The sequence below is a fragment of the Methanosphaera sp. ISO3-F5 genome (genome assembly GCF_034480035.2).
GTDB lineage: Archaea > Methanobacteriota > Methanobacteria > Methanobacteriales > Methanobacteriaceae > Methanosphaera.
In genome coordinates this window covers 118363-132711 of sequence record NZ_CP118753.2, presented here as the reverse complement: position 1 = coordinate 132711, position 14349 = coordinate 118363, and the positions used below count along the sequence as shown (strand labels likewise).

The 14349-nt window shown below is 28.1% G+C and carries 18 protein-coding genes; 11 read left to right on the top strand and 7 right to left on the bottom strand.

The genetic code is table 11. From position 1 onward, the window contains the following. Positions 1 to 140: 140 nt before the first annotated feature. Complete coding sequence (locus PXD04_RS12370) at positions 141 to 1472, bottom strand: IS4 family transposase (protein ID WP_323736687.1); 1332 nt, start codon at positions 1470 to 1472, stop codon at positions 141 to 143. Positions 1473 to 1581: 109 nt separating this feature from the next. Further along, positions 1582 to 2052, bottom strand: a complete 471-nt coding sequence (locus tag PXD04_RS12365) for a helix-turn-helix domain-containing protein (protein ID WP_323736688.1) — start codon at positions 2050 to 2052, stop codon at positions 1582 to 1584. A 216-nt stretch (positions 2053 to 2268) separates the two neighbouring features. On the opposite strand from PXD04_RS12365, the gene PXD04_RS12360 reads away from it, so the two are divergent. Together PXD04_RS12360 and PXD04_RS12355 are read left to right on the top strand one after the other, a co-directional pair. Further along, positions 2269 to 2628, top strand: a complete 360-nt coding sequence (locus PXD04_RS12360; protein WP_323737184.1) for a helix-turn-helix domain-containing protein — start codon at positions 2269 to 2271, stop codon at positions 2626 to 2628. A 187-nt stretch (positions 2629 to 2815) separates the two neighbouring features. Next, positions 2816 to 3382, top strand: a complete 567-nt coding sequence (locus tag PXD04_RS12355; protein ID WP_323737183.1) for an RNA-guided endonuclease TnpB family protein — start codon at positions 2816 to 2818, stop codon at positions 3380 to 3382. Between the two features lie 370 nt (positions 3383 to 3752). Here the strand turns inward: PXD04_RS12355 and PXD04_RS12350 are convergent, their stop codons facing one another. Genes PXD04_RS12350 through PXD04_RS12340 form a run of 3 tightly spaced genes read right to left on the bottom strand, consistent with a single transcriptional unit; the run spans position 3753 to position 5193 of the window. Further along, positions 3753 to 3935, bottom strand: a complete 183-nt coding sequence (locus tag PXD04_RS12350) for a 30S ribosomal protein S17e (protein WP_323737182.1) — start codon at positions 3933 to 3935, stop codon at positions 3753 to 3755. Between the two features lie 41 nt (positions 3936 to 3976). Next, complete coding sequence (locus PXD04_RS12345) at positions 3977 to 4264, bottom strand: chorismate mutase (protein ID WP_323737181.1); 288 nt, start codon at positions 4262 to 4264, stop codon at positions 3977 to 3979. A gap of 11 nt (positions 4265 to 4275) precedes the next feature. Continuing rightward, entirely contained in the window at positions 4276 to 5193 is a 918-nt protein-coding gene (locus PXD04_RS12340; RefSeq protein WP_323737180.1) for a shikimate kinase, read from the bottom strand. A 109-nt stretch (positions 5194 to 5302) separates the two neighbouring features. On the opposite strand from PXD04_RS12340, the gene PXD04_RS12335 reads away from it, so the two are divergent. From PXD04_RS12335 to PXD04_RS12310, 6 genes are all read left to right on the top strand, one after another. Next, positions 5303 to 5569, top strand: coding sequence for an MJ0307 family thioredoxin (locus tag PXD04_RS12335; protein WP_323737179.1), 267 nt, complete (start codon positions 5303 to 5305; stop codon positions 5567 to 5569). A gap of 138 nt (positions 5570 to 5707) precedes the next feature. Continuing rightward, the gene (gene cbiD, locus PXD04_RS12330; protein WP_323737423.1) at positions 5708 to 6808 is read left to right on the top strand and encodes a cobalt-precorrin-5B (C(1))-methyltransferase CbiD; all 1101 of its coding nucleotides are present in this window, start codon (positions 5708 to 5710) and stop codon (positions 6806 to 6808) included. Between the two features lie 9 nt (positions 6809 to 6817). Then, positions 6818 to 7870, top strand: coding sequence for a glycosyltransferase family 4 protein (locus tag PXD04_RS12325; RefSeq protein ID WP_323737178.1), 1053 nt, complete (start codon positions 6818 to 6820; stop codon positions 7868 to 7870). Positions 7871 to 7919: 49 nt separating this feature from the next. Beyond that, positions 7920 to 9971, top strand: coding sequence for a DEAD/DEAH box helicase (locus PXD04_RS12320; protein WP_323737422.1), 2052 nt, complete (start codon positions 7920 to 7922; stop codon positions 9969 to 9971). Positions 9972 to 9975: 4 nt separating this feature from the next. Beyond that, a complete protein-coding gene (locus tag PXD04_RS12315) occupies positions 9976 to 10464 on the top strand; it encodes a DUF2115 family protein (protein WP_323737177.1) in 489 nt (162 codons plus the stop codon). Between the two features lie 4 nt (positions 10465 to 10468). Then, positions 10469 to 10837 carry a hypothetical protein gene (locus PXD04_RS12310; protein WP_323737176.1) on the top strand — a complete coding sequence of 123 codons (369 nt, stop codon included), beginning with the start codon at positions 10469 to 10471 and terminating at the stop codon, positions 10835 to 10837. A gap of 2 nt (positions 10838 to 10839) precedes the next feature. On the opposite strand, the gene PXD04_RS12305 is transcribed toward PXD04_RS12310, so the two are convergent. Together PXD04_RS12305 and PXD04_RS12300 are read right to left on the bottom strand one after the other, a co-directional pair. Further along, the gene (locus tag PXD04_RS12305) at positions 10840 to 11148 is read right to left on the bottom strand and encodes a DUF2098 domain-containing protein (RefSeq protein ID WP_323737175.1); all 309 of its coding nucleotides are present in this window, start codon (positions 11146 to 11148) and stop codon (positions 10840 to 10842) included. Between the two features lie 33 nt (positions 11149 to 11181). Next, on the bottom strand, positions 11182 to 11802 hold the full coding sequence (locus tag PXD04_RS12300) for an L-threonylcarbamoyladenylate synthase (protein ID WP_323737174.1): 621 nt from the start codon (positions 11800 to 11802) through the stop codon (positions 11182 to 11184). Positions 11803 to 11867: 65 nt separating this feature from the next. Here PXD04_RS12300 and pgsA point away from each other — a divergent pair, with 65 nt between their 5' ends. The 3 genes from pgsA (at position 11868) to PXD04_RS12285 (ending at position 14270) form a co-directional block, all read left to right on the top strand. Beyond that, complete coding sequence (pgsA, locus tag PXD04_RS12295; RefSeq protein WP_323737173.1) at positions 11868 to 12443, top strand: archaetidylinositol phosphate synthase; 576 nt, start codon at positions 11868 to 11870, stop codon at positions 12441 to 12443. A gap of 65 nt (positions 12444 to 12508) precedes the next feature. Continuing rightward, positions 12509 to 13756, top strand: a complete 1248-nt coding sequence (locus PXD04_RS12290; RefSeq protein ID WP_323737172.1) for an NAD(P)/FAD-dependent oxidoreductase — start codon at positions 12509 to 12511, stop codon at positions 13754 to 13756. Continuing rightward, entirely contained in the window at positions 13743 to 14270 is a 528-nt protein-coding gene (locus tag PXD04_RS12285; protein WP_323737171.1) for a class I SAM-dependent methyltransferase, read from the top strand. The genes PXD04_RS12290 and PXD04_RS12285 overlap by 14 nt, the downstream gene beginning before the upstream one ends. Positions 14271 to 14349: the final 79 nt, after the last annotated feature.

Genomic DNA, 14349 nt, shown 5'->3' with positions numbered 1-14349 from the left:
GTGATTTTTTAGTAAATAAAATTAATGCAAAAAAAGTGGAGTTTTATATTTTAAAGGCCCTGTAGAAATCATATGAATAAAGTGTGAAAAGTAATACTTTTTATCAATGCTATTAAGTTGAGTTATTTTTTTATCTTTTTTTATGCTCTTTTGATATTTCCTGGAAATTTGTTGGTTATGTCTTTTACTATTCTTTCTGTGTTTGGTGGATCGATTAAGGATGAAGATAAATCTTCTATCATCTCGTATATACAAAATTCTAATAATTTTAGTTTAAATTCTTCTTTTTCTCTTAATAATACTATTAATATGTCTTTGAATAAACTGAGTGCAGTTGATATGTTGATTTGGTATCGTCTTTTTTTGTTTTTTGAGATTAATATTGTCATAAATCTTTCTCCGTCTTGTTTAAGTGTCATAGTCATGTTGTATGTTAATATTTTAGCGTAGAAGTCTTGTTTTATGCATATTTCTTTTCTACCGCTGAAATTTTCTATTTCGTGTATGTTTTTTAATCGGTCAAATTCTGTTTCTATACTCCATCTTTGATGATATAACTCTTTAAAATCATCATATGGTGCCATTTCTTTTGTTAAATTTGTAATAAGGTATTCTTTATTTTCTTCTTCATCATTTTCTTTTTCTAATTTTATTTCGATTATTCTTAGTTTAATTCGTCCTTCTTTTAGGTATTTTTCTTTTATTTCTTTATTTTCAGCATTTTTTAAACGAGTATTATTTATGTTAATCCATATGTTTTCATCCTGTTTTGTTAAATTTTCGCGTTCTTTTTTGAATGTGGAGTCTTTTAATCGTATTATGAAATAGGAGTTTTGTTCTATGATGTTTAACATCATTTCTAGTGAGTCATATCCTCTGTCACCCATAATTATGCTGTTTTCTAAATCGATGATGTTTTTAAGCTCATTTATTTGTCTAGATGCAAGTTTAGGTTCGCTAGTTGCTTTAATATTGATGCTAGCACTTATTACCATATTAGTTAGTGTATCAGTTATACATGAAATTCTTGCTCGTGGAATAGTGTTTTTAGCATCTAATTTGGACTTAATTCCATATTTTTCGTTAGTAATAGTATGATTAGTTAGTGTTATGATAGAAGTATCTGCTGCAAGTAATGATTTTCCATTATATTTATGTAAATGTTTTAATTGTTTGTATACGTTATGAATTAACTTATCATTTTCCTCTTTAAATAATTCAGGGAGTAAATTTTGTCTTCTTTGGCAAAAAGCAGAACCTGAAACTTTAAAAAACCAATTTTTTTCAATTCTTTTGATGAAATGTCTAGCTTGTGAATTAATGTTTAATCCATTATTATTCAATATAATACCTGCTGTGTTTTCGGGAGTTAATTTTTTTGAATATATGAAGTTATTTTCATTAACATAATACTTTTTATCTATATTTCGTAAATTGGATAATGTGTTGGATACTATTACTTTTGAAAACATGATAAATCAAACCACCAAAATATTACATAATGTTTTTTATAGATGATGTGATGCAAAAAAAAATATTAGATTAAAAACAATAAGAATAATGATCTAAACCTATAAATTACTATGTATTACTGATTAACTCTTTATTTTTGGGTATAACTTTAGTATTTTTACATTTATAATTTAGTTTTTGAGTTAAAATCTCCCATATTTGCTTCATACTGTAATCGACATTAAATTCTTTTAAAATAAAATCATGAACTTCTTGAATAGTAATTTCATCATTTTCTTTAATCATAAGGTCTACTTTATGTAAATCTGATTTACTTATTTTTTCTGGTCTTCCACCAGTATAATTAGGTTTCAAACCATCAATTCCCTCAGATTCACAAATTTTAGCCCACCTGTGAATAGTCTGATAAGATTTATTCATTTTATGTGCTACCATATCATATGAATAACCTTCTGCTAATAAATTAATAGCATATAATCGTTCATATATTCTATGAGCTATAACATACTCATGCATTGCTTCTTTTAACTCAGATTTAGACATATTCCTAAAAATATCAATTTTAGTTTTGCCTACCATATATAATAATATATACATCATCACTTATAAATATTATGTAAAAAAAAATAAACATTAAAAAAAATATATAATCCTACCAAAGTTCAACAATACCTCAACTTAATAGCATTGACTTTTTATCAAAATATTTAAATACTATTATCGAATAATTATTAACTATACAATAAGTAATAATTTATTATCTATATTTAATATTTTATTATTTGGTGTATTTTTTTGAAAGTTGTTATGTATAAGAGTTTTGTTGTTCGTATTTATCCTGATGAGGTTCAAGAGAATTTTTTCACCAATCAGTTTGGTTGTTGTCGGTTTGTTTTTAATACTTTTCTGGATGCCAAAAAGAAAGTATATACTGAAAAGGGAGAGTATTTGTCTTTTTATGATTGTTCAGCTATGTTAACTGAGCTAAAAAAGTCTAAAACTTGGTTAAAACGAGTTGATTCCACAGGTTTAATTGAATCATTGAAAAATTTAGAAAATGCATTTAACAGATTCTTTAACCAAATCAGCAAGTATCCACGCCATAAAAATAAATATAATCCAGTACAATCTTATAAAACCAATAATATACAATAACAATATATAGAATTAAGGACAAATTTATTCGTCTTCCTAAGGTAGGTTGGATCCGATTTCGTACCCATCAAAAGATAACTGGCCAAATACAATCTGTAACAGTTAAACAAAAAGCATCCGGCAAATATTTTATTTCTATTTTATGTAAAAATGTTACAAGACATATTTTTAAGAGTAATAATCGTAGTTGTGGTATAGATTTGGGAGTATCACGTTTTGTCACAATAAACACGGGCAAAATAATACAGTTCCCACAACAAAACAAAATCATACAACTAAACAACAAAATACGAAGATTACAAAGAAAACTATTTCCAAAAAAGAATTTAGCAGCAAAAACTATAATAAAATCAAAAAGAAAATAGCACAAACCTATGAAAAAATACATAACATACTAGACTATCACTTCTATAAGATAGCGCAACGATTAACAGAAAAATACCAAGTAATCTGCATGGAAACACTAAACATCAAAGGTATGCTAAAAAACAGCAGACTATCTAAGAGTATACAGGAAAAATCATGGCACATGTTCACAAAAATAATAGAACAAAAAGCATATGAACACGGACGAACACTAATACACATCGACCAATGGTACCCCTCCAGTAAAACATGCAACAACTGCCAATACTACAATGACAAGTTAAAACTCGACAACAGAATATGGACATGTCCACAATGTGGAAACACACATGACAGAGACATAAACGCAGCCAAAAACATACAACGAGAAGGATTAAAAAAAATATAATTATATAAACAAAGTATTTTTATATGTGAACCGAGGGTTTCCCGGAGATCGCCTGTACCACTTACTATGCTTAGCGTTGGCGGCAATTAGGCAGGAATCAAATGAAAAATTACAATTACTCAATATGAGTGAGAATTGTATTATGATGAAGAAAGGAGAATATTGAAATAAAATATTTCCCTCTGTAAAAAAAACTATATTTGGGTTATTACTCATATTTCTCTCAATGCAAGGTTTTCTACAGAGCCATTTTAAATTTAAAAAGTAGGGTTATTGATACTGTGATAAAGTTGTAAAATAAGTAGTATATCTGTTAAAAGATATGAAAAATAATAAAATAAAATTAAAAAAAGTAGATTCAATAATAAAATTATTGTTCTAATAAGTGTGTTGCGTATCCAGCAATTTGATTTCTTAAATGTTTTGTGGATACTGTTGAGTATTCAGCAACCATTTGTTTGTTGTTCTCAAAATCACTGTTGAATTTATCACCGTGTAATTCTAATAATTCTTTTGCTGTTCTTTTTACAAATGTTGTTCTTATATTTCCCATAATCAAACCTCCAGTTTTTCTTAAGTAATTAATTAACGTTATTATAGATATTTTTCTTGCTCTTCTTTATTGATTGATGCTAATAAATCAAAAATTTGTAGAACTTTATCCGTGTTTATTTGTTTATCAGCAACCGCATTTTTTATTTTATTGTGAATAATATTTTCTCTAGAAGAATCGAATAATTCTTTATTTAAAGCTTTCTTAGATGTTATAATATCTTCAGCTAGTGAAGTACGTTCAAGGATTAATTCTAATATTTTATCATCTAATTCATCTATTTTTTCCCTTGATTTGTTCAATAAATGTTGTGCTTCATCTTTATTCATATTATCACGCATTACTTTAAAACTACAGTCCCAATAGTGTCTGGTTTTGTTTCAATTAATTTACCAGGATATTTCGATAAAACTTTCTTAATTTCATCAATATTTGAAGTATCATCTACTAAAATAGTGTATGCAGATCCAGTTCCTGATAATCCTGCAGCTTTAGCTCCTGATTTTAATGCATCCATGGATATTTGACTATCTAAATCCAATGCCGCACAATACAATAAGCCATTTAAAGTTAGAGCTTTCTCAATATTCTTATTTACTGCATTATCGAATGCAATTTCCACAAGTGATGATAAAGTTTTCATAGCTTTAACATCAGACTGTGCAGTATATAAAGATTTGTTAGGTATATATATTAATATTTTTTGATATTCGATAGAATATTCATATAACATTTTTCTTTCATAATTATCAGTAATTTTCCAACCACCATAATATGAAGCGGAAGCATCATCATATGATCCTGTTTTTGTAACTCCACATTCTAATGATGCATCAATACCCAAATTCAATATATCCTCATCAGTAATGTTTACATCATCCAACGTCATATTAGCTTCTTCTAAAAGTGTTAATATTGTTGCATAAACAACAGAATTAGATGCAGCACTACTACTTGATAATCCAGAACCCGGAGGAATATCTGATTTTGTTTCAACAAGCAATGTAATATTCTTTAAATTAAATTTTGGATGTTCTAATAATCTATCATATACTTTTTCTACACATAATTCCATTAATGTTGTATCCATGTCAGGATTATCTAAGCTTTTACAAACATAAGATATATCTGAGTCAGATTCTCTGTTTAATATTTTTACCTCAGCGGTTACATATAATTCTATACCAAATGCTGATCCTTTACCAGTGCTTATTGCATTAATAACTGTTGCTGATGCAGGTGAACGAACTTTAACCATAATTACCAATCCCCTAAAAAAAAATACTATTATAATATTATATAACAATCCTTATTAATATTTTAAAAACAATAAATAAATAATAATATAAAATAATGGAGAAAAGAAAATGACTGTAAAATTAGAAGTATTCACATCACATTCATGTCCTTACTGTCCTATGGCAGTTTCAGCAGCAGAAGAAGTAGTAAAAGAATTAGGTGACCAAGTAGAATATGAACACTTAAATGTAGATGAAAACATTGATAAAGTAAGAGAATATCAAATAATGTCAGTACCTACTGTTGTAGTAGATGGCGAAGTAGCATTTGTCGGTGCACCTACACCTGAAGAACTTTCTAAAAAAATCAGAAAAACATTACTTAGAAAAGGATAATTTATTTTTCTTAACCACCCATTCAAAAATTCTTTATTTTTTTAAATACTTTTTTTTAATAAAAATAATTAATTTAAATATTACATATATTAGTAATAATAACAATAGGATATTAATTTAATTTAGGTTGGGATTAAAATAGAACATCATGAGAATTCAAAAGAAAAATCTGGTATAACAACAGGCAGTGTAGCTACTGCAGCAAGTGTAGCTGCTTTATTAACAATTACGGATAAAACACCCGAAGTTGTTACAATAGATGCTCCAAATTCTGAATTAATAGTTGAAATCAAGGAATCTAAATCAATAAATTCCACAAAAGCTTCTGCAACTGTAATAAAACCTACTTATAATGATCCTGATGTTACAAGAGGGATTGAAATTATTTCAGAAGTTACATTAACTGACAACATAGACATGGTTGAAATAACTGCAGGAGAAGGTGTTGGAAAAGTAACCAAACCAGGATTACAAATTCCTGTTGGAGAATACGCTATTAATCCTGTACCTCGTAAAATGATTGAAAAAAATGTTAAAAAATTTTTACCAGAAAATAAAGGTGCAATTGTTAAAATAATTATTCCTGAAGGAAAAAAGTTAGCTCCTAAAACTATGAACAGCAGACTAGGTATTTTAGATGGAATCTCTGTTTTAGGAACTACAGGTATAGCTAGGCCTATGTCCTCTAAAGCATACACAGATTCTTTAAGAGTTCAAATTGATGTTGCTATTGCTAATGGTTATTATGATTTATTGTTTGTACCGGGAAATATTGGTACACGTATTGCCAAAGAAAAATTAGAAATCAAAGATGATGAAATTATTGAAATGAGTAATTTTGTTGGTTTTATGTTAGAAGAAGCAGATAAAACTGAAAAAGTCAATTCGATTACTTTGTTTGGTCATGCTGGAAAGTTAATTAAGATAGCTGCAGGTATATTTAATACTAAACAAAGTGTTGCTGATGCACGTAGAGAAATTATGACTGCTTATGCGGGATTGGTTGGTGCAGATACTGAAACTATGAAATCAATCTATGAATGCATTACTACAGAGGACGTTATTAAAATACTGAATAAACAAGGGTTAACTACGGCTGTTTTTGAGTTAATTGCAGATAAAATTGTTGAATTATGTGAATTAAAATTCAATATTAAATTTAATGCTGTGATTGTTCAGATGGATGGTACTGTTTTAAATCCATCCAAAATAGAGGATATCCCGTTTAAATGGAAATAAAGTGATTGTATGAATATTTGTATTGTAGGCCAATATCCTCCACAAGTAGGTGGTGTTTCCACATATGCTAAGCAATTAGAGGAAAAACTTTCCGAGGAAGGTCATAATGTTTATATTTTAACATATAAACAAGATGCACAAGTTTCTGATAATGTTTATGTAGCAAAAAGTCTTAATATTCCTATTATTCGTGGTTTTTCATTTATTATATCCAGTTATTTTATGTTAAATAAAATTGTTAAAAAACATGATATTGACATAATCCATGCAAATTATATTTTACCTCCAGGTCTTGTGAGTGTTTTAAATAAAAGTAATGCTAAGAAAATCATAACAATCCACGGTTCCGATATTAATATATTACCAAATAATAAAATATTAAGACCGATACTGAAATTTATCTTAAACAAAGCGGATGCTCTATACTTCGTAAGTGAAAAATTGGAAGAAAAAGCTATTAATTTATGTGGCGAAAACATTACAAAAAAATCATTCATAACACCCAATACAGTCAACACAAATAAATTCAAACCTAAACACGAAAAAACATCCAACAAAAACAATATTCCAACAGTAACATTCATAGGAAATCTAGTAGAACAAAAAGGATTACAATACCTGCTAGAAGCTAAGAAAATATCAAATACAAAATATAATCTACAAATATATGGAGACGGACCTCAAAAAGAATTACTTCAAAAATACATAGAAACAAATAATCTGAAAAATACCAAACTTATGGGAAAAACAAGAGAACCTGAAAAAATAATACCCAAAACAGACATAATGGTTTTACCATCATTATCAGAAGGTGCAAGTATCGTAGCACTAGAAAGCATGTCCTGTGCAAAAGCATTAATAGCAACCGACACTGGAAACATAAGTAACATCATAACAGATAATGTTGATGGAATAATAGTTCCAACCAAAAATCCGAAAGCACTATCTGAAGCAATAGATAAACTAGTTACAAATGAACAGGAAAGAGAAAAAATAGGGCAAAACGCAAGAAAATTAATAGTTAATAAATATTCGAAAATGAACATACCATACTCTAATTAATATGGGGTGGAAAAAATTGACAAACATAGATCCAGAAATTGAAAAAATAATGAAAGAATGTTATCCATTCATTGAAGAATATAATCCAGCACAACAAGCAGTGATAGATTCAGGTTATATTGATAAAAAAGATAACTATATTATATCAATACCAACAGCAAGTGGAAAAACTGTTTTAGGAGTTTTAGCCTCACTAAAGGTACTTCTCCAGGGTGGAAAAGTAGTATATGCAGTTCCCTTAATCTCATTACAGAACGAAAAATACAAAGAATTCAAAATTTTTGAACAATACGGATACAAAGTAGGTAAACACCCTTCAAGTGCAGATATTGCAGTAATGGTTTTTGAATCATTTGATGCAATAACAAGATTTTCAAGAAACACACTTCATGAAATTGATTTAGTAATAATAGATGAATTTCATATGATTGGAGATTATTCAAGAGGACCAACCATAGAATGTGCAATAACAAGAATAAAGGAACAAAACAAGGGAATACGAATAATTGCATTATCTGCAACACTCCAGAACATGGATGAAATGGCACACTGGCTTGAAGCAGAAGTAGTCACCCATGATTATAGACCAGTACCCCTACATAAGGAAGTTTTATGTGCAGAAGAATTCGGAACCAAAGATAAAAACAATATCGTTTTTAAAATATTGAATGATACATTAAATGATTCTTCACAAATGTTAACCTTTGTTTCTACACGCAGATTTACTGAATCATTAGCACAGAATATGGCAAAAAAGATATCACGATATATACCAGATGGAAAAAGAGAAATATTTAAGGATATTGCTGAAGAAATATTAGAAGTTCCTAAAAGACGTAACACTCAGCCCACAGAGGTTTGTTATAAATTAGCTGAATGCATTGAAAACGGTATAGCCTTCCACCATGCAGGATTATTTGATAAACAAAAAGAAATTATTGAAGAGGAATTTGTTAAAGGAAACCTATTAATGATTACTGCAACACCTAGTTTAATGTATGGAGTTAACCTTCCATCAAAAAATGTGATTATACGAGATTATAATCGTTGGACAGATCAAGGTCAAATCAATATCCCCGTATTTGATTATGAACAAATGTCTGGTAGAGCAGGACGACCAGGATTTGATACTGAAGGTTACTCTTATCTAATTGCAAAAACTTATGATGAAGCATTTAATCTAGAAGAATTCTATGTTAATGGAGAAATAGAAGTAACAAATTCAAAACTTATTGATAATGATGATGCAGTGTTAAAACAAATCATTACACAAGTATCCAGTGGTTTTGCAAAAGATATAGAAGAATTAATAGAATTTTTCAACAAAACATTCTATGGATTCCAAATATCCCACACATATAATACTATGAGCTTCGGTTTTTCAGATGAATCAATAAAATACGAAATATCCAGTGCATTAGAATATCTTATACAAAATGGAATTATCAGAGTATCACCATCAGGATTACAAACTACTCCCCTAGGAACATTAATCTCAAAGAACAACTATGCCGTGAAAACAGCTGTTAAATTAAAGGATTATTCAAATATGATGAGTGATGAATTCAATATTGCTTCACTTATTTATGAAATTTCCAAAACACATGATATGCCTAAAATTAACACTAAATTCAAGGCAAACAAGGAAAATATTAAAGAAGTTCTCAGTAAACATGATGTTTATGTTAGTTTTGTACAGAATGATGAATCAACAGCAGCTAGTTTAATTGAATGGATTAATGAACATAAAGAGTATGAAATAGAAAATTATCTTAAGGTTTATGCAGCTTCCACCAGGCGTGCAAGCTACGAAGCATCACATCTTGTTAAATACTTTTATGATATTTGTGAAGTGTTAGGAAATTACAGGTACTTGAATGAAATTGATAAACTTAGCTCCAGATTATATTATGGTGTGAAAGAAGATTTATTACCTCTTGTGATTGGAATTAAACGTCTTGGAAGACAAAGAGCTAGAAGTCTGGTTGATGTTTTCGGCAATAATTTAAGTCTTGCAAGTCCTAAGGAATTGATGAAGATTGATGGTATTGGTGAAACTACTGCAAAAAATATTATAGAATTTTATAGTAATAAGGAGTAAAACCATGATGGAGGAAATCGTTGCGGGTATAAGTTTAAATAGACTTAGAGATATCCTGAAAAATGAAGTGAAAAAAATTTCTTTAACGGATATGCATGAATTATCAGTGTATTTTCAAAACGAAACCCGATTTCTTCCAGAAGATTATAAAAGAGAATATGTTAACTCTGTCCAGACTGTTTTATTATCCAGATTAACTTCTTTAAGAAATGATACGTGTAATTATGATGGTGAAATTGAAGAGGATGATGTTAAATTAATTAATGAATTATTAGAAAGAAAAGATAATAATACACAGTATATTTTGAATATTACAGTTATTTATGCTAGATATTTTCTTAATGAACCTGTTCATAATATTAACACGATTATTCCTGGACCAAAAAAAGTTTATAAAAAGGGAAAATATTATTATTGTCCTATGAAAAAATATCATATAACTAATAATAAATCAGTTTGTAAATATTGTATTGCTAAGATTGAAGAGGAGTGATATTATGTTCAAAAAAGATAAAAAAACTACTAATTTATTTGATAAAACCATTAATGACAAAAAAAGAATTCAGGAAGAAATATTGGAAAAAGAGTTAGATAATTTAAATAATGTAATTAAAAGTGAAAAATATAATATTGACACAATGATATCAAAAACTAAACTTGGAACAGCTTATCATGACTTAATTAATTCCAAAGATAAATTAAGCAGTGACTATCTAAGGAAATATAATCAAACTTATCATTCCATCGATATTGAATTGCGTAAACTAAATAAAAAGCTTGATAATGAAACTAGAATGATTAATTATAGATATAATAATAAAAAAGGTAAAGTTTTGAGTAAGGTGTTAACTAAAATTGTAGGTTGAGTTTAACCTCCACCTACTGCATCACTGCTCATTTCACTAGATACAGATTGTTTAATCTTATCTTTAATATCTTCAACAGATATTTCCTCATTTTCTTCTTTATCTTTATTATTTTTAACATATTTTTCATCTGTTACTTCAACATATTGTGTATTGTACCATAATTTTGTTAAATCATCTATTGCTACCAATACCCATGATCCATCATCATCTGTTTTAATATCCAGTACTTCTCCTATAGTACCGACACTAGTATAATTTATATATGAGCCTATTTCTATTTTATTTCCAATTTTATCTGTTACTACCATATGGCCACCTTCTTATGTTATATATATTATCTGTTATCTTAAATTTATTTTTAGAATTTCTTTTAATAGTGTTTCGTCACATACTCCTTTTCTTATTATTTGGGGTTTGTTTTTTGTTAAATCAATTATGGTGGATGATTTATTATTTTTAATTGTGCCCGCGTCTATGTAATAGTCTATGTTTTCTCCTAATTGTTCTTTTATTTGAGTTATATTGTTTGGTGATTGTAGATTGGATATGTTTGCACTAGTACTGGTTATTGGGAATTTTTCAGTGAGTTCATAAGAAACTGTATTATTAGGAATTCTTACACCAAGTATAGGAGAGTTTCCTGTAATTATTGAAGATATTTTTTTATTTTTTCTAAGAAGGAGAGTGTATGGGCCGGGAAGTAATTGATGAATTATTTTCTCTTGAGGTACTGTTAAATTCACATAATTTGATAATTGTTCAAAATCATGAAAACAAACTGATAATGGCTTGTTTAGTGGTCTTTGTTTAGTTAAGTAAACTTTTTTTATAGCATCGGGGATAGTTATATTTGCGGCTATACCATAAATTGTATCTGTAGGATAAACAACTATTTTTCCTTCTCTTAGTTTTTCAACAATTTTTTCTAAATTATCTCCATAATTATAATTTAATATTTTCATTTTATCAATTTCAATATTATTCAGTGTTATTAAATATATATATTTTAATTTATAAATATAGCATTATGCTAAACGATAAATTACGACCACAGACAAATAAAATTACTGCAAAAATAGGAGAAAAAATAGATATAGATCCAAATATTGTTACATTAGCAGGTTTATTTATCAGTATTTTTTCAGGAGTATTATTTGCATCCGGTAATTTAGTTGCAGGAGCATTATTCATTATCCTTAGTGGTATTTGTGACATGATTGATGGAGCAATTGCACGTTCACAAAATCGTAAAACTAAATTTGGAGGATTCTTAGATTCAACCTGTGATCGTTTTGCAGATGCAGCTATACTTATAGGAATAATGTATAGTGGATTTGTTGATCCAATTCTTGGAGCGTTAGCAATTCATGCATCTATTACCGTAAGTTATGTTCGTTCAAGAGCAGAACAAGAAGGAATAACATGTTCAGTGGGAATAGCAGAAAGAGCAGAAAGATTATTAATTATTGTAATAGGTTCTCTGATAGCTGCACTATGTGGAGGATCACATCATATAATGTTATTCACTATTGGTTTACTTACAGTACTAAGTTACATAACAGTTTTCCAAAGAGTATATCATGTTTTAATGAATTTAGAATAATCCCCATATGTAATTGACCTGTGTTGAATTACCTTTTTTTAAAATTTTTTTTGAGATGAATAATTATGTCTATTTATAATACTATTATAGTAGGTGGAGGCGCTAGCGGAATATTATCTGCAATACAGCTTGATGATAAAAACAGCATATTATTAGAAAAGAATGAAATTTTAGGAAAAAAAATACTCTTTACTGGTGGTGGAAGATGTAATCTTACCAACAACAGTACATTAGATGAATATATTAACTGTTTTTATAATTCAGGAAAATTTTATAGAAATGCTTTCATGAACTTTTTTAACAAGGATATTATTAAATTACTTGAAGATAATGGTTGTAAAACAAAAATTGAAGAAAATAATCGAGTTTTTCCAGTAACTGATAAGTCAAAGACTGTGCAAAAAACATTTATAGATATTTTGAATAAAAAATCCACACAATACCGGATAAATTCTACTGTGAATAGTATTAAAAAGGAAAAAGACTTATTCATCATAGAATATGATAATTCTAAAATAGTTAAATCCAAATTTGTAATATTGGCTACTGGTGGAATAGCTTACCCTAAAACTGGGTCCACAGGTGATGGATATAGATTTGCTGAAGAATTAGGTCATTCTATTAGTAAAAAAATGGCAGGATTATCACCATTAATAATAAAAGAAAGATGGATTAACAAATTACAGGGGATAAGTGTTGACTGTAAAATAGAGATTAAAACTAGCAAAAAGAGCATAAATAAAGATGAAGGATCAGTACTTTTTACTCATAATGGAATTAGTGGCCCAGTTATTCTTAATAATAGTATGGAAATTAAGAAATTCTTGCTAAAAAAGCAGGATGTGATTGTTAATTTAGATTTATGTAAAGATTATTCTTATGAAGACTTAGATTTAAAGTTAAAAAATGATTTTTCAAACAACAGCAACAAGACCATTAAAACATATCTTCATAAATTTATTCCTAAGAAGATGAGCAAAGTCTTATTAGATAACCTGAAAATTCAATCAGATAAAATTTTAAATCAAATTACCAAAAAAGAACGTTTAATCATACGAGATTCTTTAAAAAGAATATCTTTAAGTGTAGTTGATATTATCGAAAAAGAGTCATTTGTAACTAACAGTGGAGTTAAAAGAAAAGAAATTAATCCAGCTACATTTGAATCCAAAATAGTTGATAATTTATTTATTGTAGGTGAACTTGTTGACGGTTGTGGCATTAGTGGAGGATATAATTTACAACAAGCTTATTCTACAGGTGTTTTGGCATCTGAAACTATTAAGGAGAGGTTAAATAATGATTCATATTAGTTATGATAGACGAAAATATCAGGAAGATATGATAAACAATATTGAAACATTTGATAATGTCGTTGAAATAGGTTGTCATATAGGAGTCTCTACTAAAATTATTTCTCGGTTAAATCAGGACGGTACTGTTTATGCTTTTGATAATAGTCCGGAAAGTAGTGAGGCTATGAAAAATTTAGGTATTGAATACAATAATATTATTTTTACCCAAGCTGATGTTAGAGATGAAAATGTTTTATATGATTTAATGAATCGATGCGAGAATATTGATGTATTATGTGTAGATTTAGGTGGAGGATACCATCCAGATACCGTGTTTAAGGTATTTTTTATATGGTCCTCTGTTTTAAAGCCTCGTGTTACTTTGATAAGAAATAGAGGTTTGATTGATTTTATTAATAGTTCAGTATCTACTGAAGAAATTAAATCCGATGAAGGTTTTTTAGAATCTTCTGCAAATGAAATTAAGCCGAATAATTTAAATGAATTAAAATATTGGTCTGATAAGTTATAATAACTTCATTTATATAATTTATACTTCAAAAATTGATATAACATGAATAAATTAAGAAGAAAAAGAAAAAAAAGTTTAA